This is a genomic window from Streptomyces sp. NPDC005195, from assembly GCF_040608315.1.
Taxonomy (GTDB): Bacteria; Actinomycetota; Actinomycetes; order Streptomycetales; family Streptomycetaceae; genus Streptomyces; species Streptomyces kaempferi.
Genome location: NZ_JBEXHZ010000035.1, coordinates 19,655 through 43,594 on the forward strand (window position 1 = coordinate 19,655; position 23,940 = coordinate 43,594).

Consider the following 23,940-nt stretch of genomic DNA (forward strand, 5'->3'; position numbering starts at 1 on the left):
GTTGAGACCTCCGATACGCAACCGCCGCAGACGCGCCGTCGCGGGCGGCAAATTGGCCCTGATCGCCACCGTACTGGGCCTGGTTGTAGCCCTCCCCCAGCTTCCTGCCGTGGCCGACGACTCCGCACCCGCCCCGTCGGACCCGCTCCTCGCGGCCCGGGCCGAGGCCCTCTCGACCGGAAAGAACGTCCCCGTCGACGCACTGACCACCGAGGTCTCCACGACCGAAGCACTGCCGGACGGCACCTTCACCAACACCACCAGCGCACTGCCCACCCGCGTCTTCAAAGACGGCGTATGGGCACCGGTGGACTCCACACTGGTCGCCAACGGCCACGGCGGTTACACCCCCAGGGCCACGCCGAACGCAGTGACCCTCTCGGGCGGGGGAGACGGCCCACTGGTTACCCTCACCCACGCTGACGGACCCAGCATGGCTCTGACCCTGCCCTTCAAGCTGCCCGCACCGACCGTCGACGACGACACCGCGTTCTACCCCTCGGTACTGCTCGGCGTCGACCTGTCGGTTTCCGTGACCGACCAGGGCGGATTCAGTGACGTCCTTGTGGTTCATGACGCGGACGCCGCGGCCAACCCTCAACTGCAGCAACTCAGGCTGGCGGTCGATGCCCACGACCTGACGCTGGCCACCACCGACTCCGACACGATGAGGGCGACCACCGCCGAGGGGAACCTGGCCTACACCACCCCGCGGCCGCTGATGTGGGACTCCTCCACTTCTCCGGCCAAGCCTGGCGGACCGGTGACCGACGGGACGTCCTCAGTGGACGGCCCCGGTCCGGAAGCCGACACCGAGCCAGTCGCCATGACCGCCACCAGCAAAACCGTGACGCTGACCCCGGACGCGGACATGCTCAGCGACCCCGACACCACCTACCCGGTATACATCGACCCCTACACCAATCCGGTCACCTCCACCGCCGGCCACTACACCGAGGTCTACTCCAGCTCGACCTGCAACAACTCCCCGCAATACGACAAGGCGCAGACCAACGGCCAGGGTGCGGGCTATCAACGATGGGGTGGAGCCTGCGGTGTCGGCCTGGAGCGTTCGTACTGGGCGATCAACACCAGTGGCCTGCACTCCTCGTTCGTCGTCTACGACGCCTACGTGAAGATTTCCACCACGTACGCGGCAAGCTTCAACTGCAGCCAGAACCAGCCGCTCACGCTCCACACCACCAACGCGATCAGCTCCAGCACCGACTGGCTGTCCCGTCCCGGCGTCCACGACACCGCCTTCCCGACAGTGACCGACACAGTGCCCAGCGGCGCCAACTCAGGCAGTTCCTGCAGCAACAGCACCGCCACCTTCCACGTCACCGACCAGGCCCAGAAGATCGCCGACCAGGACGGCAACGGCTACGACGCGGACGGCACCTTCGGCGATGGCACCAACACCTGGACCATCGGCCTGTACGGCAACGAATCGGAATCGTCGAGCAACGACGACTACCTGCGCCTTTCCACCACGCTGACCCTCACCACCAAGTTCGACATCCCGCCCGGCATCCCCACCAGTCTGCACACCACACCGGCCGCCACCGACGCATCGGCCGCCTGCACCACCAGTGGCGTGGGCTGGATCGGCGCCACCACCTACTCCGATGCCGGCAGCAACATCACGCTGCACTCCACCGTCACCAGCCAGATCTCCGGCGAGAAGGTCAAAGCCCACTACTACGTCTGGGATCGCACCATCGACCCGGACGGCGACGGCAACGGCGCCTCCGTCTCGACCCCGGACAGCGGCTGGTTGGCCTCCGGCACAGACGCAGCGATGCCGATCGGCGCCACGCTGAAGGACGGCCACCAGTACGGCTGGGACGTCTACGCCGAAGATGACTCCCCCGACCAGAACCTGACCTCGGGCAAGTCCGACCACTGCTGGTTCACCACCGACTTCACCGCGCCGCCCACCCCTGACATCTCCGGCAACCCCTCCTTCCCGCAGGTCGGAACTGCCAGAGACGGCGACCCCGTCTACGCCGGCCCGGGTAAGACCACCAACTTCAGCGTGGCCGGCACCGACGCCCCGGCCAGCGACGACACCTGCGACCCTGGCACCTGCAAGTCCAGCGGCATGAAGTCCTTCCTGTGGCAGCTCGACTCACCGCCCACCGACACCGACGGCCAGACTGCCGCGGTCTCCGGCACCGACAGCCAGGGCCGCTCCACCGCCACCATCCCGGTCCCCATCCAGGACTGGGGTGTGCACACCCTGTACGTCGCCGGCGTCGACAAAGCCGGCAACATCTCCACCAGCACCGCCGGATACACCTTCACGGTTCCGTGGAACCCAGCAACCAAGATCAAGCCCGGTGACATCTCCGGCGACGGCATACCCGACCTGCTGGCCACCACCAAGACCGGCGACCTCGACCTGATCCCCGGCGACCAGGACCCCGCCCAGAACGTCGACCCCATCCACAGCGACCCTGTCGACGGCACCCCACCCCAGGTCACCGGCCCGGTGACCGTGTCCTCCGCACAGGACTCGCCCGACGGCACCGGCTGGAACAACTACCTCATCGCCCACCGCGGCAACCTGCACGGCGCCAACGGCGACGACCTCTGGGCGTACAACAAGACCAACCAGAACCTCTACCTGGTCAAAAACGACCTCGATCCGGTCGACGACGCGGCCATTCCGAGAAAGCCCTGGTCCACCCTCGGCGGCTTCGTCGACAAGCGCTTCGACCGCGTCGTCAAGGACACTTGCGCACCCTCCGACGTCGTCACGGACGACACACGCTGCCGCAGCACCGACTACAACAGCACGAGCTGGAACGTCAGCCAGCTCATCGCCCCAGGCAACGTCTTCGGCAACACCGACGACTACCCCGCCGTCATCACCGTCGAGAACAAGGAACTCTGGATCTACCAGTCCGACGGCGGCTACCACCTCAAGAACCCGCTCCTCCTCGGCGACGGCGACTGGACCGGCCAGAGCCTGATCGCCGCCGGCACCTTCAAGGGCAAGCCCATCCTGTGGTCCCGCGACAACACGACCGGCCAGCTGTACAGCTACCCGATCACCGTCGACCCGACCACTCTGATCCCTTCTCTCCTCCACCCCACCACGCACACCAACCTGCCGCTCACCCTGTCGCCAACCGCCTTCCCCGTCGTCGCTTCCCCGGGCGACGTCAACAGCGAGGTCCGGCCGCTCGACACCAACCCCGGTGCACCTGACGGGCTCCCTGACCTGTACACCGTCGACACGTTCGGCCAGCTCATCGAATACAACTACCGTCAGAGTCTCGTCCTGACCTCCCCGCCCACCTACGACTTCGCCTCACCGGTCTCGCTGGGATCGGTCACCGACACCGCCACCCATTGGTGGAAACTCGCCGAGGGAACCGGCGCCACCGCCTCCGACGGCACCGGCACACTCAACGCCACTCTGGGCGGCGGCTCCTCCTGGACCACCGACAGCACCCGCGGCAACGCCCTCACGCTGAACGGCACCACCGGATACGCCAGTGCGAGCGGCCCCGCAGTAGATACCTCCAAGAGCTTCACCGTCTCCGCCTGGGCCAAGCTCAACTCATTGACTGCCAACAGCACATTCCTCTCTCAGAACGGCACCACCAACAACGGATTCCAGCTCTACTACTCCTCCGGCGCACAAGCCTGGGCGTTCGGCCGGCACAGCACCGACGCCACCGGCGCAGTCTGGCGGGCAACCTACGGCACGAAGGCAGTCGTCGGCCGGTGGACCCATCTCCTCGCCATGTACGACGCCTCCGCCAAGGAGATCCGCCTCTACGTCGACGGCAGACTCACCGCCACCACCGACTGGACATACACCCCCTGGAACGCCACCGGTCCGTTGCAGCTGGGCCGCAAGCTCGCCTCCGGGACCTACGGCGAATACACCAACGGCGCGATCAGCAACGTCCGCATCTATCCCTATGCTCTTCCCCCGGCCGACGCTGCAGCCAACGGCGACCTGCCCAGGGTCAGCCAACTCGACTGACGAACCGGCCATCCCGATGTCCGCACCCGGAGATTCCGGGTGCGGACATCGACTGCACCGTCTCCCCTCGGCGATAAGCGCAACAGAAAAAACCATCAAGGAGTATTTTCATGCAGTATATAATTATAGGAATCTTTGCGATACTTGCAGGTATCCGGGCATTCGGCATACGCCGTCGTAATCTCAACCGAGGAGCGGCCTCATCCTCGTCGATGATTCACAGGCCGGTCTTTCTTGTCACCCTCGGCTGGATCGGCACCGCGCTCGGACTCTTCCTCGTCCTGACCGGTGCAGCCCTTGTCCTGACTGGCAGCTGACCAGCATGCATTAACAAGGACCGCGAACCGCACGCCCGGTCAACGCACAACTCGTACCAGCACGTCTACACTGCCGGACCGAGAACAGGAGCACCTGGACGAGTGACCCGGCGTCCCTCTACCGGCGCGCCTCCCTTGGCTTCTGGGTCCTTGGGCTTGCAGAGCAGGAACTTGACGCTTCGGTCAGGGTGCATGGGCCTGCTCGGTTCGTTCGCCGACGCGTGCGTTCGGCTCTGTGCCGCGGCTGCGGGGACGTCAATCTCGACCCGGATGTCCAGCAGGCTCTCATCGGTTCCGCCGGTCAGCAGAAAGCGCCGCGAGGTAGTCAGGTCCAGCGCGGCAGGCTGGCCCTGCGGATCGTCCGGAGCGAAGTAGACCCGAGCCCCCGGGCGGCCCAGCTGCCGCGTGCAGGTGGGCGGTGCGGAGGAACGCTGGAATCACCACGATGGTCCTCAACCAGAAACATGATCATGTGGCTGCAGCAGTCGGCGTACAGGATCCCTCCGAGCACTACGTGAAAGCCCGCGCCCAGGGCTCGCGTGCGAATTCGCCCGCCAGGGCGATGTTGGGGCCGCTCGCTGTCGCGTTCCCCAAACACGTCCCCGCGGATCACGTCCTGGCCCACGATCATGATTCTGGTGGACGCGGCCGGCTGCTGCCGATTCGGCTCGAACCCGCGGATCGTTCTCCGGGACCGTGATCACGCGAAGCAGGCGGCCACGCGGGCGTCGAAGTTGGTTGGCCCGGGCCCCAGTTGAGTCACGAACATGGAGGGCAGGGGCAACAGCCGCGCATGGATGCCCGTCACCCGACACGGTATCGATGTCGTCGTTGGGCCTTGACCCCGGATCTTGGACACCGGAGACACTTGGATCTTGATGGTCCAGGAGAACGGAGTCCCCTGTGGGGATGAAGCATTACCCCGCCGAGTTCAAGGCGGACGCGGTCGCGTTGTACCGGTCGAGGCCGGGAGCGACGATCAAGTCGGTCGCCGGTGATCTCGGGGTGAACACCGAGACGCTGAGGAACTGGATCCGGGCCGCTGATGGGCGCCGAGCTGGCGCCCACTGCGCACCGTCGGCCGCCTCGCAGGCCGTCGGCGACGCCGTTCAGGCGGAGCTGGCTGCCGCCCGCAAGAGGATTCGTGAGCTGGAGGAAGAACGCGACATTCTCCGCAAGGCGGCCCGGTATTTCGCGACGGAGACGCGCTGGTGAACCGCTACCAGTTCGTTGACGATCACCAGCGCCGACACGGCGTGAAGCGGCTCTGCGACATCCTTGGCCTGGCCCGCTCCAGCTTCTACTACTGGCGCCGCACCGCATCCGCGAGAGCGGCCCGCCAGGCCGTCGAAGCCGGGATCGCGGCCCGGATACGCAAGGTCCACCAGGACTCCGACGGCACCTACGGAGCCCCCAGAATCACCGCGGAACTCCGCGACGAGGGCGGCCCGGCGGTCAACCACAAGCGCGTCGCCAGGATCATGCGGACCATCGGAATCGAGGGAGTCCGTCTGCGCCGCCGGCACCGCACCACCGTCGCGGATCAGGCCGCGGCGAAGGCACCGGACCTGATTGGCCGTCACTTCACTGCGGCCGAGGTCAACATGAAGTACGTCGGGTCGGGTAGCCGGAGGGAACTTCCCCCTCCGGCTCCCACAGAACCGTGCATAACAGTCTCCCGTTACACGGCTCTTGTCATCCTGAGCACCAGAAGTGGCGGGCAAACCGCCAGTGGAAAAACATCCCTGGGTATCGCTGTGTGATTCCCTGGAAGCATTCCTTGGCCTTCTTGAAACCCGCGAGCCGCTTGTACTTTCGGCGGATCCAGCGCACCAGATAGGCGTTGACGCGCCGCAGGAGGGGCTCCAGTGCGGAGCGGTAGTACGCCCCGTAGTACTGGATCCATCCCCGCACGATCGGGTTGATGAACCGTGCTAGTTGAGCGAAGGTATGGCGGGTGCGCCGATGAATACGCCAACTGCGTACCTCGGTACTCATTCTCTTCAAGGCATCCTTGCTGACCGCCGGCAGAAAGCACCGGAAGGTCACCCCGTGCCTGCTGCGGGCCGCGCGGGCTCGGAACGTGAACCCCAGGAACGTGAACGACGTCTGCGTGTATGCGCCCCGCCGGTTCGCGTCCTTGCAGTAGACGATCCGGGTCTTGGCCGGGTGCAGACGCAGCCCGACCTCCTCCATCCGGTTCCCGATCGCCTCGACCAGTCTCCTGGCCTGACGCTCGCTGACGCAGTGCACGACCGCGTCATCCACATACCGCTCGAACGGGATGTCAGGGAACTCCCGAGCCATCCACACGTCGAACGCGTAGTGCAGGAACAGATTCGCCAACACAGGCGAGACCGCTGAACCTTGAGGGGTTCCGCGGTCCCGCCTCTGCAAGGTGCCGTCGGGCAATTGGAGCGGTGCCCGGAGCCACCGTTCCACATACAACTTCACCCAAACGACGTCGGTATGAGCCTCCACCGCCTTGACGATGAGGTTCCAGGGGACGCTGTCGAAGAACTTCTGGATGTCCAGATCGACCACCCAGTCCCTCTTCCACGTCCTTTCCCGGCATTTCTCCACCGCGTCCAGAGCGGACCGTCCAGGCCGATACCCGAAAGAATCGGAGTGGAATACCGGTTCCACCTTCCGTTCCAGCCGGGCGGCGACCACGGTTTGCGCAATCCTGTCCGCGACCGTGGGAACACCAAGAATCCTGACGCCGCCATGCGACTTCGGAATCTCTACCGCTCGCACCGGAGGCGGAAAATAACTGCCCGAAGACATTCGATTCCAGACCTTGTAGAGGTTCCTCCTCAGATCCTTCTCGAACTCCTCAATCGTGCAGCCATCCACCCCCGGCGCACCCTTGTTCGCCCTAACCTTCTCCCATGCCTCCCATACTTCCCACTTCGAGATAGTGAACGACTTCTCTGACGCTTTCAGCGCATCCATGCGACTCCTCCCAGGGAACGCCTGGTTGATCGGACGAACACAGCCACGGATGACCCGGTCCCTTCGCTCCACCTCCATTACAGAGGCTTCAGCACTACTACGGACCGGTCCGCCAGCGAGCCCCGTATCGGTACTCAGCCCCTCACGGTTTCCGCCGTTTCGGGGCGCTCCCTGCGGTCGCCCATACGGGCAACAGCACGAGGCTCGCCTTCCCACGTTCCACGCGAAAGCAGCAGACCAGGCTCGCGTCGCCTCCATGCCGGGCACCATCTGGCCAGTAAATCGGGTTTCCGCCAGACTTGTCCTGGAGCCATATCTACACCCCCAGTTTCGATGCCGTCTGAGTATGTTTTCGACACGTCATCAGCGATTCGCTTGCGCTCGCCTTCCTGATCCCCACCTGACGTCTCGCGGACGCCTTTTCCACATCGCTCACCACGACGGTCTTCAGCCAACGCAGCATGTGGCGGTTTGAAGCCTCCCCCCGCAGGGCGGCTCCGAAGGGCCTACCTTCATCTTTCACGCAGCACCGCATTCCAAAGGGCACCTACCTGAACATCAATTACCCCTCTTCATGCGTTCGTGGCACACCGACATCACATACCTGCCGGTCAGCGGCGCGAAGCCGCTCTACCTCGCGACCGTCATCGACCTCGCCTCACGACGGCTGGCCGGCTGGGCCCTCGCCGACCACATGCGAACCGAGCTCGTCACCGACGCCCTGACGGCGGCCGAGCGGACCCGCGGGAGCCTGGCCGGAGCGATCATGCACACGGACCACGGATCTCAATATTCGAGCAGGGCCTTCGCGGAACTCTGCAGGTCAGCTGGGGTCCGGCAGAGCATGGGCGCGATCGGATCAAGCGCGGACAACGCAGCCGCGGAAAGCTTCAACGCCGCCTTCAAGAGAGAGACGCTCAAAGGCCGCAAAGCCTGGCCGAGCGAGCGTGAGGCCAGGCTCGACGCCTTCCGCTGGCTGACCCGATACAACACCCGCCGCCGGCACTCCCGCCTCGGCCAGCGGTCGCCGATCGCCTACGAGAACACCCTCCGACCAGCAGCAACTACCCTGACCCAAGCCGCATAGACGTGTTCAACATCCGGGGCCAAGGGCCGCAGGCGGACTCCACCCCGCACCCTCCACAGACAGCCGCCTGAACAGGTCGATGTAGCAGTGGAGTTCGGCCAGTGCCCCGTACTCGATCCAGGTCGTTCGGTACTTTCGGCCCTTGGTGATCCCGCCCGGCACCGGGAAGGGGATCGGCAGCGTGGTCGACTGCGGCGGAAGCGGCGGGATCTCGGCCGCGAGCAGATATGTGAACTCCTGGCGGCGCAGGCCAGTCGACAGCGCGAGCCGTCCGACCGCGGCGTTTCGAGCGGTCTCCCGACCCCGGAAGCGTTCATCCTCGCGCCCGTCGGGTCCCAGCCCGGCCAGGCTGCGCAGGAACAGCTCGGCGAAGTCCGCCTCCAGGTACTTGATCGTGACGTGGGCCTTCGGAGTGCGTCGGACCGCCATGTTCACGGTCCGCTCGCGTACCTGGCCCCCGAAGAACGTCTGGGCCTGCTTGTAGGAGAACGGTTCCGCTGACGCCAAGCCCTCGGCCACGGCCCACCGGTAGAAGCCGGAAAGGATGCTCATGTGCTGGTTCCAGGTCGTGGCCTCGATCCGCTGTTCCAGTGGACCGTTCGCCCGGAGCACCGCGTACGAACTCAGCGCGGCCTTCAGACGCGTGCGCTCCTCGAACGGGCCGAAGCCGTGCGCAGCCAGATGTTCCAACCAGCAGCGCAGCACCTGCGCGTAGTACCGCCACGACCGCGGTGACGGGCAGCCGCTCGACGGCAGCTCACGTAGCCACCGATTCACCGCGACAGTCGGCCGCGGCGCTCCGCCGTCCTCGTACAGCAAGTCGTCATCGACGAGCACCGGCATGCCGTCGGGGATCACCGGCCTGGCATCGAGGCCCCAGGGCTGCCAGCCCTCGGCGGCGAAGAACGTCTGTTGCATGACGCGCGACTCTAGGTATGAGACACACTCAACTGCAAACGACAGATGGCAGATTGGTTGGATGGCTAGTGCCTCTCGGGACCTCAAAGAGACAGCTCAACTAAGCGGAGACAACGGGGGCGAGCCCACCCTGCACCCCGACTTCACCCAGCTCGTTCAGCACGCGCTGAACACCGGCGTCCGGGTTCGGATCTACCCCAACCTCTTCCGATTCCGCGCCGAACACTGGGCGCTGTTCTCCGACCCGCACGTGAGGGTCGCGACGACTTACCACAGCGATGACTCCGCCCAGCACGACAAGATCTCCGGACGGCTCGGCTCCCACGAAGCGACCCGCGCCAACATCATCGAGGCCGTGCGCCGGAACATCCCCGTGAAGGTCGCCATCGTCGACGGGGGCAACGGGCAGCGAGCAGAAGAGGCCCGCGCCGAGATGGTTACGTTGGGTGTTTCGGGCGTCAGCATCAGCCGCGTTCGCGCCGTCGGCAACGCTGCAACGTCCCGCATCCCTTCCACGGGGGAGCTGTGCGGGCGCTGCGCCGACGGGAAGGCGGCGATCCTCCCCGACGGGAGGGTCGCGGTGTGCGAGATCGGCCGTTTCCTGAGCGTGGGAGACGTCAGGGCGGGTTCACTGGGCAAGATTCTGGCCAGCCCGCAGTGGGACCAGCTCGCCGCGAGTATCCCCTCCCCGCGCGGGGTGGCCCCCTGCCCGCCCGACTGCTCACCGAACGACGATTCGTGTCAGCCGTCGGGCAACGACACATGCAACCCGGCAAGTTGAGCTGCCGTACCAAATGCAAGGAGCGGACATGAAATGGGAGCAGCACGCACGACGGTTGGCCGGCGAACTGGTCCGGCCGGAGTCGCGCTGGCACGAGCCCCTTGCGACCACACCGCGGCACGCCTTCGTGCCGCGGTGGTGGGTCAGGGGTGAAACGGGTCGGAAGCTCCGCACCGGCGAGAGCGACCCCGAAGCGTGGATGCGGACCGTCTACACCGACAGCACGCTCGTCACCCGTGTCGGCCCCCACCACGCCGATCACGCCGCCTCGGGGGCCGTCGTCGAGTCGGGCAGAACCACATCGTCGTCGACGCACCCCAGCCTGGTGGTGGGCATGTACCGGCACGCGGCCCTCGGTGAGGGCAGCCGCACCGTGGTGACGACGGGGACCGGCTACGGCACAGCCCTGATCTGCCGGCGGCTCGGGGACGAGCTCGTGACCAGCCTCGACGTCGACCCGTACCTGGTGGCCGCGGCCACCGAACGTCTCGACGCCGTCGGGCTGCACCCGGAGGTGGCCGTCGCGGATCTCACCAAGCCCCTTCCCGGCGAGTACGACCGGATCGTCGCCACCGTGTCCGTGCGGCAGATCCCGACGACTTGGCTGGATGCCCTGCGCCCCAACGGGCGGATGGTCACCACCATCACCGACACCGGGCTCATCCTCGTTGCGGACAAGACCGCCGACGGGGGAGCCGAGGGACACATTCCTCACGACGGTGCTGCTTTCATGCGCGTCCGGTCCGGCGAGGACTACGAGGACAACTCCCCCAGCACGGACCTGTGGGAGAAGGCGCACGGCGACGGGGAAGAACTGGGCGTCAGCCGATACCCGCTGGTGTACGTCCCGGACGCCTGGGACGTGATGTCGATGCTGGAGCTCACCGTTCCGGGAGTCGAGCACCACAGGAGCCGCGACGGTGACTTACGGACCGTGTGGCTGATGCACCGTGATGGCTCCTGGGCGCGGGCGACCACGTCCGGCCGATTGATCCTGCCGACGGTGCATCAGGGCGGCCCCGCCGCCTCTGGGACGACCTCGAATCCATCCGCGACCGGCTCAACACCGTCGGGTCCCTGCCCGTCCACGGCGCCCGGGTCACCATCACACCCGACGGACAGACCACTCTCTCCCGCGGAACGTGGTCCGTGACGCTGTGATGCGGCCAGGAGGCTGGCGAACTCGGCGTGGACATCGTGATTGCAGTCGGCGACCAACTGGCGAAACAGCTCGCTCTCGGCGCGGCACACGCAGGGGTGGACACCGCCATCGTGGGCGACAACCAAACAGCCACCGACCTGCTGGAAAAGCTCCTCCAGCCCGGCGACATCGTCATCATCAAGGGCTCGCGGGGCGGAATGCGGTGGCAGATCGCCCAGGCTCTCACCGGCCAGCCCCTCACCGGAATCCTCAGCTGACCCGGACTTCTGCCGCATCATCCTGCCGGGCGACCTCGCCCAGTCGGCGCTCCCCGCCGCCTCGATGGAGTTCACCACTGAACCGCGCGCAGCGGAATGGGGGCCGTGCACGCCACTGAGCCGGGAGGGGCCTCGCCGCTGCTGCGCGGCTTCATCTCGCCTACGCGTAACGCCCGACGCGCTCACTGCGTCCATTTGGCACGGGACGTTGACGCTGCGGGGGCCGCCGGCCTGCTGACACAAAACCATCCCTCGCTGGAGCGATTGCTGGGGCCGCAACTGGGCCGAATACCTCACACTCAGGGAACAGCCCAGGCAGCAGGCAACCTGAGCGAAGCCCTAGAGAAGAGCTCCCACCGGCACCGCAGCTGCCTACGTCTCACAGCAGATGGATTCTCACCGCTGTGCTCCGGTCACCCTGCGGGCGACCCAGCGGTTACAGATGACGTCGTAGGCGCTTCCGTCGAGGTCAACTGCGGCTCTGGCGTTGGTGTGCTTGCTGCCCTGGCCGATTCGGTGACTGGTAGTTCGGGAAGCGTCGCCGGTTCATCTGGCCGGTCCTGATGTGCAAGCCGTTCCTGATAACGCAAGGCGTCGAGCTCTTCTTTGAAGTTGTCGTAGTCCGGCACGGGTCGCAACGGCTCACTGCCGAGGTCGTACCGGCGCCGCATGTCAGCGAGCCGGGTCCGGCGAGCGTCACCTTCATCCGTGTCTTCCAGTGCCTTCTCAATCTCACGGAAGAGAATGCGAGCACGATCTCGGATGACTCCATCCGCGTGATCACGCAGGAAACCCCGGATGAGCCGGGTGACGCGGTCTCGCTGCTGAGCGTCGTCCTCCATGGTCCTGGCGTCGTGCAGCAGGTCGGCAAGATGTCCGAGTAGCTGACTGAAGTTTTCTCTAGTGGCCTCGACAGCCTCCACAAGCACGCTGTCCCCGTCATCCGAGGTCATGGCATCCAGCACCGACACAACTTCACGCGCGAAGCCAACCTTCTCAATGTGCTCTCCGGGAAAGACCAGGGAAAATGCCTTGACTGTTGCGTCCCAGACATGCGGCTTCTCCTCCATGGCCGCCTTGATGGCGCCCGTGGTGAGCTTGGCTGTGGTCTCGTATTTGAGGCCGATCACGTGCTGGGCGTAGTGGCGGGAGGCTGCCGCGGCGACCGCGAGTGCAATTAGGTCTTCCGGTTCCTCGACGACCACGCTGGGTTCGATAGCCAGGTCGACGTCCTTCGCCCATAGGCCGACGGAAAGGATGAACTTAGAATTGATGAAGGCTCGTCGGCCGACCGGACTCTTACGAAGACGCGACGCCGCATCGTTGCCCGACTTGTCGCTGTCCAGCAAAACCACGCATGGTGGTTTGATTTCGTCCCGTCCTCGGGCCAGGAAAACCAAATAGGGGATGGCCCCTGCCGATCCCGCCGGCACGATCGTGACCTCATTGAGGTTGAGTGTCTGGCTGGGGGCCGCGCCGCAGCCACGTAGATGCGAGGAGACCCCAGCAAGCAGGACCTGGTCGGCGAGCCCTTCCACAAACAGATTGGCGCCACCGATGAACGCCGTTTCGGCAACAAAGGGGCCCAGCGATGTACGCAGCGGCTCGTAGTGGTTCCGGCTGGCATCGGTGACAACGCGTGTGCCCTCGTCGTGGCTGCCCTTGTCCAGTACACGGATGCGATGCGCAGCATTACGGTTGATGAGATAGGGCGAGTGCGTCACGTAGATGACCTGCCCACCGGGCGAGGAGTCTTCCGGCTTCGCGAACTCCTCCAAAATGCGCAAGAGGTCCTGCTGGCCGACCCCGGACAAGTAGGCGTCCGGTTCGTCTAGCAGTAGGAGTTGCTCGCGTCCGCTCGGGCGCTGGTTGGCGCGAAGCTGAACATAGTAGGAGAGGAAGTACCGCAGACCCCGACTGCGTTCGGCGAATGAGTACTCGGTCTCGGTGCGGTCGCGAATTGTGAAGGCGACTTCCCGCTCTCGCGGCGACAGAAGAAGTCGAAAGTCGCGATCCTGCGCCCACCACTTCGGGAAGTTCAGGTGTTTGGCGATGGCATCGTTCATTCGCTGAATGATCGCGTTGACTTCGCCTTCACGCTCGGCAGTGAGAGCGGCGTCGAGATCACGGAAAGCAGCGGGATCGATTCGCGCGACATCGTGCAGCAGCCTACGCCCGAGCTCGAACTCCTTCTCACGAGCCTGGGTGATAGTGGGATCGACTACCGGAGGCGTGAGGAATCCGGAGATCCTGGACCAAAGAGCGGGAATCTCATTGTCCGCAACCGCGAACTTGGGAAGGGAGTCCAGAAGCTGTCGGCGGCCAGCGCGATCCGGGTGACCATCGACGGTCTGGCCAGCCAGCCGACTGATCGGCATGCTCGCCGGCAGAGCCACCTCCGTCTCCAGCCGGAATACATCCGGGAACGTAGCGCGAAGATCCTTCTCCTCTTCAGCCGTAAGATCACGGCGTGCGGTATTACGCGCCGTGAAGACAAAGGAGGATCCGCTGCCCGAACGCACGTAGTGCAACTCGCGCGCATCGTCGCCGGAGTAGCCCAGAGCCTCCATCAACTCGGTGTCTTCCTCAGTCTCAACCGAGAAACGTCCGGCGAAATCCGAGACGCGACGCTCCCCGTGTTCCACAGAGTACAGATCCGAGTAACGGCAGAAGTCACGACGATCAACGGACTCTTCGGTCAACAGCTTGCTCACCGCATCAAGCAGGTGGCTCTTACCCGACTCATTGGCACCGACCACCGCAGTCACGTAAGGATCGACGTCCAATCGTACGAACGGGTACCAACCGAGGCTGGTTCGTTCCCACTCGAGCGCGCTCACCTCCCGGTGGGCCTTGCGCTCATAGTCGAAGTTGAACGAACGGAAGAACCGGACGTAGACACGGTCCAGCTTCATCTGCCCCCCTAGGGTGCCGTGTTGATCTCCGCATTGTGACACCAACGCGCGCGAATCGTGCCCAAACTGCGGACTACTGACCTTGTGGTCGGCGCTGCGACACTCACAGCGCTACTCGTGGGCGGCGACGCACCCTGGGCATCCACGCTCACACAGAGCACACTCATCGGGCTGACCTGCGGAGTCCTTTTCACACTGGTCGTGACCACCGCGGACACAGTCACCGCTGTCCGTACGGTCGCCCACTACGGGCTGTCCCTGAAGCCGACGGCGGCAAGGCTGCCCGGCATCCGCCACGTGGCCGCCGACGCGCCAGGCGCCACCGCATTCCGGCTGGCCGACAGCGCCCTTCATGCCATCAGGAAAGCACAGCCACCAGTGATCTCCGAGGTGCTCGAACTGAGCCACGGAAAGGTTTCGCTGATCTGCAAGACGCCGTACGGACCCGAGATCCGCGTGTCCATAGACATCACCATCACCGATGGCAAGACCCATGCCCTCCTCACATGCCGGTCCACCAGCAATTGGAAACGTCTTGACGACGGCTCGAGTTGGGCGATCGCTGACGCCCTGGAACGTCACGTACAAGCGGCACTAAAAGACCATTAGCCTTGATCTTTCTTGAGGGTCCGCCGACGGAGTCGGCGGACCCTCAAGAAAGATCAAGGCTAATTGACCTCGTTTCACAACAGCCTAGGGGCCTTGCCGACCAATCAGCTCAGTGGCGCTTGACCGCTTTCTGAATCCGGCTGATCAACTTTGCATCGAAGAAGGAAAACCGCTCCTGATCCGGGTCCACCTCTTCGAGGATGTATCGGGCGAGCATCGCGTGGCCACTGGCGTATTCCTGATACAGCGTCCAGATCGCCTCGCGAGCCACGATCTGACAGTCAACCTCGATCTCCGGTGCGCCCGCTTCCACCTCAGTCCAATGGGACTCCCCTGCGACACAGGTCAGCAGATGATCGAGTAGTTGAACGCGGACGGCTTCGGGCAGGTCCTCCTGCAAGGCTGCCGCGATGAGTGAGGTCACCGGAACCGCCACCTCGAAGAGAAGGGACTGGACGTTGATATGACCATCGAGTGTCGCGTCCGCGATCTCGCTCGGAGTGCGAGCCTGCAACAAGCGCGCGAAAACCTCCGGGATATGAGCACCCGTCTCACCGCACCCACATCGCAAGGAGCTCCAATCAATCCGCTGAGCCTCTATCAAGGACACACTTACGCCCATGCTCGCCCTCCATGCAATTTTCTCGGCTCGTTGTCCATAGCCCGGAGTATAGGAGTAAACCGATCACCCATCGCTCCAAGGTCCGTCCATGAACAGGGCTCCGGGTTCGACGTCCTCAGGAGTCAGGAACACCTGGCACCTACCGCAGATCGGCATCTCGTCCCACGCTCCTAGCTGGGCGTCCCAGATCACAGCACGTGTGAGTGAAACACGGTTGGCGTCTCCGCCCAGGGCGTTGATCACATTCCCTTCAGCGCAGTATCCGCATCCGGACGACGCAGCAGCGATCTCTCCCGTCTCCGCGTTGTAGCCGGCTGTCCATGTCTTCTTCATGATGCCGCTGCTCGCCGGGATGCCGTCACCGTTCGGGAAGAGGGTGCGCTGCGCCATCCGATTACGGAGGTTCCGGGCGCCAGCAAGACCATCCTCGATCCGTGTACCCCTGGGCACCGTGGTTTTGGTGACGGTCGCCGCAGCCGAGGCCTTACGACCAGGAGCGGTTTTCTGTACAGGCGCTCGTGAGTCCCGCGCCGAGGGTTTCGTCCCGGATGCCCCTGCACTGGGCGAGCTCGGCTCAGCAGCTTCGGCGGATGCCTCTGCTGCACGCTCCTGCGCGTTGGCGCGCTTGGCAGCCACAATGTCGGCCGCGTCGTCGACTGCTTCGTTCGCTGCGCTGGCTTCGGCACCCGCAGCAGCTTCTGCTCCGCCTTCTTCTATGGCCCGTGCGGCACCCACGCCCAGGCCCACTGTCCGGACGCCGAGCAGCATGCTGCCGCCCGCGTCGGCATCTGCGGCGCCGGTGAACACTCCCGCGATGCAGTCCAAGACGCCGGTGCCTATACACCACGCGGCGGCCGGCACTGCCAACATCCCGGTGGCTGTATAGATCAGTTGGCCGCCGTCATAACTCTCGCAGCGGTCTGTACCGAAGTCCTCCGGCTGGCAGGGGGTTTCGCCAAGCGTGGGGGTCGGCGTCTGCGTGGAGGCCGGGCTCGGCCCCGTGGGAGGCGTCGGAGTGGTAGACGGTGAGGGCGAGGCCGAGCCGCTGGAGGTTTTGGTGCCGCCGCCGCTGTGGTGCTTCTTCGTCTTCTTGCCGCCGCCGCAGCCGATGCCGGTTGCCTGGCACTGGGGCGACTCCCCCCAGCTGGCCGGGTCGAACCCTGTGGGGTCGCTGCTGCTGGCGGGGTTGTCGGCGGCGTAAGTGTAGCCGCCCATCTGGTTGGGGTCGCCGGCCTGGAAGACCGGGTCGGGGGTGAGGAAGCGTCCAGTGACGGGGTCGTAGTTGCGGGCGCCCAGCAGGTCGAGGCCGCTGACGGGGTCGGCCGGCTGGCCTAGGAACCCATGGTTCTCGTCTGCGGCCACCCAGGTACTCGGCTTGGCGCCACGCGGGTTGCCGTATGGATCGAAGAACCGGCGGGTGACGGCCAGGGTGGAGGCGTCGACTGCAGTCATCGCGGTGCCCTGGCCGTTGGCGACCTGGTAGGTGACGGTGCCGGTGCTGGAGCGGGTGACGGTGGTGCCGTCGGGGCCGGTGATGTTGCGCAGACCGGTCCAGGTCTTGGCGGAGACGTTGAGGGTGATCTGCTCGGCGCCACCGAAGAGGTAGAGGACGCGGGTCTTGTCGAGCCCGTCGACCGCGGCGGTCTGCTCGAGGACACCGCCCTGGGCGTCGTAGAGGTACTTGCTGGTGTTGGTGTGGCTGCCGGAGGTGGTGGCGACGGTGGCGGTGCGGCCCTCGGCGTCGTAGGTGAAGGTCTGGCCCTGGCCGGCCGGGATGGCGCCGGTGGCGGCGTTAGTCCAGGTCTGGCCGGTGCCGCCGCAGGTGGTGAGGGTCAGCTGGGTGCCGGTGGTGGCGGAGGCGGCCGGGTCGGTCAAGCACATCGCCGTATTGGCGTTGCTGACCAGGGTGCCGGTGGTGGTGACCTTCCACTTCTGGGTGGCGTCGGTCTTGCAGGTGTCGATCACCACGAGGGTGCCGCTGGTGGTGGCGTTACCGGTGGTGTCCAGGCACATACCGAGGACCTTCACGGTGCCGTCGGTGCCGATGTTCCACTTCTCGCTGGTGGCGCCGTTACAGGTGTTGACCTGCACCTTGGTCCCGGCCGTGATGGAGCCGCCCGCGTCGTCGATGCACCGCTTACCGCCGCCGGTGATGGTGAAGGAGCTGGTCAGCGGACCGGTGCTGGTCACCTTCCGGCTGACAGTGTCGCCGGCGTTGACGTTGCCGTACGCGGGGTCGGTGTACGTCGGAGCAACGGTGGCCGTACCCCCCGGGCTGGTGACGGTGGTCGTTCCCGCCTGGTCAGGCAGGGTCGCACCGGCCGTGCCGTTGGTACCGGTGTAAGCAATGCTCTGCGTAGTGTCGCTGAGGGCGTTGCCGGTGGAGTCGTGGTTGACCGTGCCGGTGCGGTCGCCGAGCTGGTCGTACGTGTACGTCTGCCAGTACGGGGCCGGACCCCCGACCGTCGAAGCGGTGATCGGGGACGTGGAAGTGGTTTGCACCCGCGCGGTGTTGCAGCTGCCGGTCGCACCGGGGGTGGCCGCGTTCGGGTCCGTGATGCCGGCGGTGTCCGTCCAGGCGGCGGTCAGCCGCTGGAAGGAGTCGTAGGTGAAGCACTGGGTGTCGTGCTTGGTGTTGTCCTGCAGGTCGTCGACGGCGGTGATTTCACCGGCCTGGTTGTAGCGCAGGTTGGTGACGTCCATAGCGGTCGTGGACGTCTGCAGCATGCTGCTGGTCTGGGTGACCCGCCCGGTCGTGGCGTCGTACTGGGCGAAAGTCGCCAGCTCTTTGCCAGTGCGGCCGTAGTCAGCCTGCAGCACGCTTCCGAAGGCGTCGTGGACAGTCGTGTCCAGGTAGGCCGGTGTGTTGGCGGAGTTGATGAAGCCGCCGATGCCGTCGAGGTTGCCCTGCTGGGTGTAGCCGTAGTCGATGTCCTCGGCCGGCAGGTTGCCGTCCGCCTGGAAGTGCGTGGTGGACAGTAGGCCGGCGGTGTCGGTGTAGCGGTTGGTCGAGCTGTAGGTAACACTGCCGGAGGCGGGAGCGCTGGTCTGCCCTGCGGCCGCGAAGCCGTCGGACGACGGGACGGTCAGTGTGGTGCCCAGCGGCTGGTAGGCCGTGTTGTAGTCGGTGACGGCCTGGCTGTAGGCGGCTCCCGAGGCACCGCCGACGTAGCGGGTCGCGGAGGTCAGGTAGCCCTTCTCCAGCGTGTCGTACACGTGGGAGACCAGCAGCTTGGCCTGGTCGGGCGTGGCCGACCAGGCGGCGGCGTACTCCGCAGTGGGGCGGTTGTCCCAGTCGTAGGTGAAAGACATCGCCTGGCCGCGGGAGTCGGTGGTCTGCAGCAGGTTGCCGGCGACGTCGTACTTGTCGAACGTGGTCTTGCCGGTGTTTGGGTCGGTCTGGGTCAGCTTCTGGCCGAGCAGGTTGTAGGTGTAGGACCAGGTGTTGCCCGCGTTGTCCTTGATCGTGTCGACCTGGCCCGCGGGGGTGTAGGTGTACTTGGTGGTGGCGTCTGCTGCCGCGACGGCGCCCGCGGTGCCCTGCTTCCACAGCATGGTGGTGCCGTTGGAGGCGACGACGGCCGCGGCGGAGTCGTTACGGACCTGGAAGGTGGCGCCGGTGGTCGCGGTCAGGCCGGTGGTCCACAACACGGCCGCGGCCGTGCTGTAGACGATCAAGTTGCCGTCGGTGCCGAACTTGGCCCAGGCGCCGGCGTGGCCAGAGGTGCCGGAAGACCAGATGGTCGTGCCGGTCGCCAGGGCGGACAGTACGAGGTTGCCGTCCGCCTGCATCGTCAGGCGCACGCTGCCAGAGGTCAGCGACGTACCGGAGGGGATCACCGAGCCGGCCGTCAGGGTGACGGTGGAGCCGGTGTTCTTCACCACGGTGCTGGTGGTCTGGCCGACGGCGTTGGTGAAGGAGGCGGTGGAGCGGCCCCCGGCTGGTGCCGTGGAGTCGACCTCGTCGGCGCCCGGGTAGCCGGTTGAGCTGTGCCATTGCTCGACGGCCTGGTGCCAGAGGGTCTCCTTGAGGGAGCGTCCCTCTCCGTCGTAGGCGGTGGTGCTCTCCGAGGGGATCTGGTTCTCGTTCGCGGCGTACAGCGTGGTCGAGGGGAAGGTGGTCGGCTCGGAGTACGGCGCGTACGCCGCCGTCTGCCATCCGTGTGAGTCGTAGAAGGTGTCGGAGATGACCCGGCCGGAGTTGGAGTCGCCCATGGCAGTGGCCTGGGTCTGCCGGGGCTGGAGCATGCCGTCGTAGATCGTGACGGAGGTCGAGTACGTTCCGTCGTCGCGAAGCGTCTTCGTGGTGATCGCGGACGGCGCGCCCGGCTGAGTGATCGTGTCCCCCGGTGCGGGGATGGCGCCGGGGTTGATGGAATAGGTGAAGGTGCGGTCCGCGCTCTGCCCGGCTGTCTTATCTCGGCCGGGCAGCCACACTGCGGTGCGCCGGCCGAGCGCGTCGTAAGTGATCTCGGTCTTGCGGCCGTTGGCGTCGACGTTCTCGGTGGGCTGGCCGCGCAGCGGGTCGAGGACGGAGCTGACCTTCCAGCTCTTGGAGTTGGTGGTCGTGATGGCGGCAGGGTCGGTGTTGCCGCCGGCCGAGGTCCACGCCGGGGTGAAGTCGGTGTGGGTGTTCTGTCCGGTGACGTCGAGCGTGTCTGTGATCCGACCGGCGCCGTCGTACTTCATCGCCGAGTTGGTCTGCCAGTTCTCCGTGGTGCCGGTGTAGCCGGTGGCCGTGCGGACGGCGGTAACCCTGCCGACCGCCGTGCTGCCGGTCTGCTCAAGCTGCCCGAAGGCGCCCAGGCTGGTGAGGCTGCCGTCGCCGTCGTAGTAGAGCTTGCGGTCGGCCATGAGCGTGGCGGCGTCGGCCGCAGTGCCGCACGGGCCGCTGACGGTGGTGACTTGGTCGGGGTAGGACAGGGCCATCGGGTTACCTGACGGCGGCGTCGCGTAGGTCGTGGTGGCGCACTTCTCCTGCTGGGGATCGCCGCCGCCGTGCTCGTCGATGGTGGACAAGCGGCCCCGACTGTCGTACGCGGTGTCGGTATTGGTGTGCCGCCAGGTCCCGTCCGCTAGGAGTTCATATTTCATGCCACTGCTGGACTTGATCCTGTGGGCGACGAGGTCGGGCAGAGTGGACAGGTCCGGCTCGTTGTCGCCCGGATTGTCCACCTGGGTCCAGTCCGTCCAGGGAGTCTGGTTACTGGAGGCGGTGGCGGTGAAGTTGAACGGGCCGTTGACGGCAACGGCATCGACGGTGCCGCCGGCCTTGGTGTAGGTGTCGTCCTCGAGCGCGGAGCCGGACATCAGGTCGGAGTCGGCCACGCTCAGCACCGTCTGGCCGCCTACCTTGGCGTCGACGGAGACGGAGCGACGAGTGCCGTCGGCCTTGTAGTCGCCGTCCATGCCCTGCAAGTAGGTAGTGGTCTGCTGGGTGACCGGTTCCGGGGCCTGCCCGGTCTGCACGGTGACAGTGCGGAAGCCACGGAACTGGTCCCACGTGCGGTACTGGTCGTCGGTCTGCGCGGAGTCGTCGCGGTGCCAGGCCGGGCCGGTGTAGCTGTAGCGGGAGATCTGCGTCTCCGAGCCGGCAGGGTTGTTCTGCGCGTCTGGCTTGTACTGGCCGGCGATGGTCAGGTCCGATACGGCGACACTGTCGACCGTGACCTTGTTGAACCAGTCCGCGATCGGTTTCGAGGCGCCGGGTACGGTCCAGTACACGGGATAGCAGGATTCGGTGTTGCTGTCCGCATGATCGATGGCGAGCATCTTGCCCGCGCAGGGCGCGGAGTTGTACTCGACCGCGATGGACTCACCAGTCTCCGTCTGCACGCTGGATATGCGCGGCCGGTACAGCGGTGGAGCGGACGGGGAGTCGTCGTCGACACGGTTGTCGATCTCGGTGCCGGTGAACGACACCTGGTTCAGGGCGATGTCGTCGTTGCCGTTGCCGTAGGTGCCCTTGCCAGTGTGCTGGATCGACTGGAGCCACATCACGGCCTGCAGCATCCCGGCGTCCTTCGGGTCCACCGTGGTGCCGGTGACCGGGTCCACGGTGCCGCCCGCGTCCGAGTAGACCTGGCCCAGCTTGTAGGAGTCGACCGCGGTGAGCTGGTCGGTCGCCTTCACGTGGACCATGGTGGTGATGGACGCCAGCCTTGTGGTGGTCCAGAAGGTGGGGCTCGGCGTGACACACACGTCGTCGGGAACGCTTGTGGCGTCGTCGAGGAGCTTGGTCTTGTCGGTGGAGTCGCAGTGCAGGTCCCATGGGACGTCAGGCCAGTGGGTCGCGGTGCTGTCCTTCAGGTTGCCGGCCGAACAGTCGGTGAAGGTACCGGTGGTCTGGCAGCGCTGGGCCAGGGCGAAGTCCACCTCGGCGGCAGGGGTGCGCCCCGCCTGCTCGTCGGCCAGCGTGTAACCGTAGGAGATCAGCGTCAGCGCGCCACCGCGGGTATAGGAGGTGAGGGTGCCGGTGTCGTCCTGATCGGCCGACTCGGTAGCCTGGCCGCCGCCGAGGTCGTAGTAGTTGGATTCGGTGGTGTAGTCGTAGCGCTGCACGAATCCGGTCGGAGATACCACGAAGTCGAGGTTCCAACGCCAGCCTTCGGGCTTGTCGCACCGGGACGCCTTGCCCTTGGCGTCGTCGTGGCAGGGGTCGCTCGAACGCGGGTGCAGAACCGGGATGCCCCAGGCGGAGTGGGTGGAGGCGTCGGCGGGGTCTGCGGGCATGGCCGCGCTGCCTGCGCCGCTGGGGGCGTGGTCCGCGCCGAAGTAGGCGGCGGTGCCGTCCGTGGTCAGGACCCGGTAATATTCCCCATCCTGCAGGCCGTTTTCGGCACCGGACAGTTCCTGTACCAGAGTGCCGTCGTCGCCCTGCAGCCGCCACTGCTCGATCTCGCCGGGCACGCTCGAGTCGACGCCGTCGGGCACGAGCGTCCCGGAGTGCGAGCCGAAGGACAGCTCGGCGTTGTCGCCGCCCCAGCACTCGTCGCCGGAGCTCTTAAAAATTTTGTCTCCGTCGGAGTCGAGCAGGGAGTCGCATTGGCGGTAGGCCCGCTGCACGGACCCGACCTGGTAGCTCCAGCCGTCTCCGGCCCAAGACGCCTGGGAGTTGCGAGCAGTGGTCTCGCCGTCGACGGACTGCGAGTCGTAACTCAGCCCGACAGTCGGCGCGTTGCTGCCGACGGCGGACGGCACGGAGATCGGATAGGAATAAGTGAAGGAGCCGGTGGCGGAGGTCTGCCAGGTGCCAGCGGACGACAACTTGCTCGCCCCATAGTCACCTTGCGAGCCGGAGGTTGCAGAACTCACGGCGAGCGCCATGGTGCCTACTGCGCTCAGTGGTGCGGTGCGCTCTGACATCGCCGCCGCCCCGTTCGTGCTCTCGGACGGCTTAGCGGATGCAGTGCTCTGGTCGGGCTTCGGGGATTCTGTACCGGCGTTCGGCGTGGCGGCCTCGGTGCTGGACGGCTGCGACGGCGAGGCGTTGACGCTCGCCGACGGAGTCTCACTGGTCGTGTTGTCACTCGCACTGGGGTCGGCCATGTCGTCGTCGCCTGACACGGGAGCCACGGTGATGGTGGTCGTCAGTTGCTCGGCGGCGGCCCGGTTGGTGAACTTCAGCGGGGTGGCCTTCCGGCACCCCGCCTTCTGCGGGGTCGTCAGCGCGCAGCCGGGCAGCTCCACCAACTGCAGACGGGAGCCATAACCGCCACCGTACTGGCGAGCGATCGCCGAGTAGTCGATGACCACCTTGAGCCGACCCCCGGCAGTCGCCGTACTGGCGGGGGTGATGCCCAGGAGCATGCCGTTCGCACCGGTGCGCAGTGTCTGGGTGTGCGATGCGGCCTGCACCCGAACGGAGTCGACCTTGCGCTTCCTGTCGGCATCAGCGACCCACACAGGAAGTGAACCTGCCTTGACCGGCTTGGACTTGGCCCGGGGAGTGAAGTCGACAACGGCGCTGCCGGCCTTGGGCCAGCGGGCCGTTTGCGCGCGGTACGCCCCCAGTGCCTTGTAGCCCTTGGGGTGCTTGGACGTCTTGGGCTGCAGGAGATGCGCCCCAACGGCATTGGTAGCGGGAAGCTTCTTGGGCCGCCACACCTTGCCGTCGAACGAGAAGCCACCGTGCCGGCCGAAGTCGTCGTCGGAATGGCCGGCCAGGAACCCTGGCATGCCGAACCCTGAGGCGATCGCCACCGGAAGCAGCAGCGAGAACAGCGCCACCGGAATGATCCACAGCCCCAGACCGCCGAAGAACCTCCGGTGCCACGTGCTCGCGAACCAGCGCCGTCTGCCACTCACGCGTAAA

At 65.9% G+C, this 23,940-nt stretch carries 13 protein-coding genes and 1 pseudogene; 9 read left to right on the top strand and 5 right to left on the bottom strand.

Annotated elements, in window-relative coordinates; all coding sequences use genetic code 11:
• Position 1 precedes the first annotated feature (1 nt).
• From ABZV34_RS27375 to ABZV34_RS27390, 4 genes are all read left to right on the top strand, one after another.
• The gene (locus tag ABZV34_RS27375) at positions 2–4,003 is read left to right on the top strand and encodes a LamG domain-containing protein (protein WP_356281964.1); all 4,002 of its coding nucleotides are present in this window, start codon (positions 2–4) and stop codon (positions 4,001–4,003) included.
• A gap of 110 nt (positions 4,004–4,113) precedes the next feature.
• Positions 4,114–4,320 (top strand): hypothetical protein, encoded by a 207-nt coding sequence (locus tag ABZV34_RS27380; protein ID WP_356281967.1) that lies wholly within the window; start codon positions 4,114–4,116, stop codon positions 4,318–4,320.
• Positions 4,321–5,229: 909 nt separating this feature from the next.
• Positions 5,230–5,535 (top strand): transposase, encoded by a 306-nt coding sequence (locus ABZV34_RS27385; RefSeq protein WP_356281970.1) that lies wholly within the window; start codon positions 5,230–5,232, stop codon positions 5,533–5,535.
• A complete protein-coding gene (locus ABZV34_RS27390; RefSeq protein WP_356281973.1) occupies positions 5,532–6,083 on the top strand; it encodes an IS3 family transposase in 552 nt (183 codons plus the stop codon). Before ABZV34_RS27385 ends, ABZV34_RS27390 begins: the two co-directional genes overlap by 4 nt.
• Here the strand turns inward: ABZV34_RS27390 and ltrA are convergent.
• A complete protein-coding gene (ltrA, locus tag ABZV34_RS27395) occupies positions 6,016–7,275 on the bottom strand; it encodes a group II intron reverse transcriptase/maturase (RefSeq protein WP_356281976.1) in 1,260 nt (419 codons plus the stop codon). The genes ABZV34_RS27390 and ltrA overlap by 68 nt on opposite strands.
• Positions 7,276–7,867: 592 nt before the next feature.
• On the opposite strand from ltrA, the pseudogene ABZV34_RS27400 reads away from it, so the two are divergent.
• A pseudogene (locus tag ABZV34_RS27400) lies at positions 7,868–8,362 on the top strand (IS3 family transposase); the annotation flags it as partial.
• 6 nt (positions 8,363–8,368) lie between these two features.
• Here the strand turns inward: ABZV34_RS27400 and ABZV34_RS27405 are convergent.
• Positions 8,369–9,280, bottom strand: a complete 912-nt coding sequence (locus ABZV34_RS27405) for a site-specific integrase (RefSeq protein WP_356281979.1) — start codon at positions 9,278–9,280, stop codon at positions 8,369–8,371.
• Positions 9,281–9,341: 61 nt separating this feature from the next.
• On the opposite strand from ABZV34_RS27405, the gene ABZV34_RS27410 reads away from it, so the two are divergent.
• From ABZV34_RS27410 to ABZV34_RS27420, 3 genes are read left to right on the top strand one after another with little or no spacing between them, the layout of a single operon-like run.
• Entirely contained in the window at positions 9,342–10,061 is a 720-nt protein-coding gene (locus ABZV34_RS27410; RefSeq protein WP_356281982.1) for a radical SAM protein, read from the top strand.
• Positions 10,062–10,089: 28 nt separating this feature from the next.
• Entirely contained in the window at positions 10,090–11,214 is a 1,125-nt protein-coding gene (locus tag ABZV34_RS27415; RefSeq protein WP_356281985.1) for a protein-L-isoaspartate(D-aspartate) O-methyltransferase, read from the top strand.
• 35 nt (positions 11,215–11,249) lie between these two features.
• Positions 11,250–11,480 carry a UDP-N-acetylmuramoylalanyl-D-glutamate--2,6-diaminopimelate ligase gene (locus ABZV34_RS27420; protein ID WP_356281988.1) on the top strand — a complete coding sequence of 77 codons (231 nt, stop codon included), beginning with the start codon at positions 11,250–11,252 and terminating at the stop codon, positions 11,478–11,480.
• A 413-nt stretch (positions 11,481–11,893) separates the two neighbouring features.
• Here the strand turns inward: ABZV34_RS27420 and ABZV34_RS27425 are convergent, their stop codons facing one another.
• On the bottom strand, positions 11,894–14,395 hold the full coding sequence (locus ABZV34_RS27425; protein ID WP_356281991.1) for an AAA family ATPase: 2,502 nt from the start codon (positions 14,393–14,395) through the stop codon (positions 11,894–11,896).
• Positions 14,396–14,596: 201 nt separating this feature from the next.
• Here ABZV34_RS27425 and ABZV34_RS27430 point away from each other — a divergent pair, with 201 nt between their 5' ends.
• Positions 14,597–15,004: a hypothetical protein gene (locus ABZV34_RS27430; RefSeq protein ID WP_356281994.1), complete on the top strand. Its 408-nt coding sequence runs from the start codon at positions 14,597–14,599 to the stop codon at positions 15,002–15,004.
• 109 nt (positions 15,005–15,113) lie between these two features.
• On the opposite strand, the gene ABZV34_RS27435 is transcribed toward ABZV34_RS27430, so the two are convergent.
• Together ABZV34_RS27435 and ABZV34_RS27440 are read right to left on the bottom strand one after the other, a co-directional pair.
• Complete coding sequence (locus ABZV34_RS27435; RefSeq protein WP_356281997.1) at positions 15,114–15,626, bottom strand: hypothetical protein; 513 nt, start codon at positions 15,624–15,626, stop codon at positions 15,114–15,116.
• A 63-nt stretch (positions 15,627–15,689) separates the two neighbouring features.
• Positions 15,690–23,933 carry a ricin-type beta-trefoil lectin domain protein gene (locus ABZV34_RS27440; protein WP_356282000.1) on the bottom strand — a complete coding sequence of 2,748 codons (8,244 nt, stop codon included), beginning with the start codon at positions 23,931–23,933 and terminating at the stop codon, positions 15,690–15,692.
• Positions 23,934–23,940 lie beyond the last annotated feature (7 nt).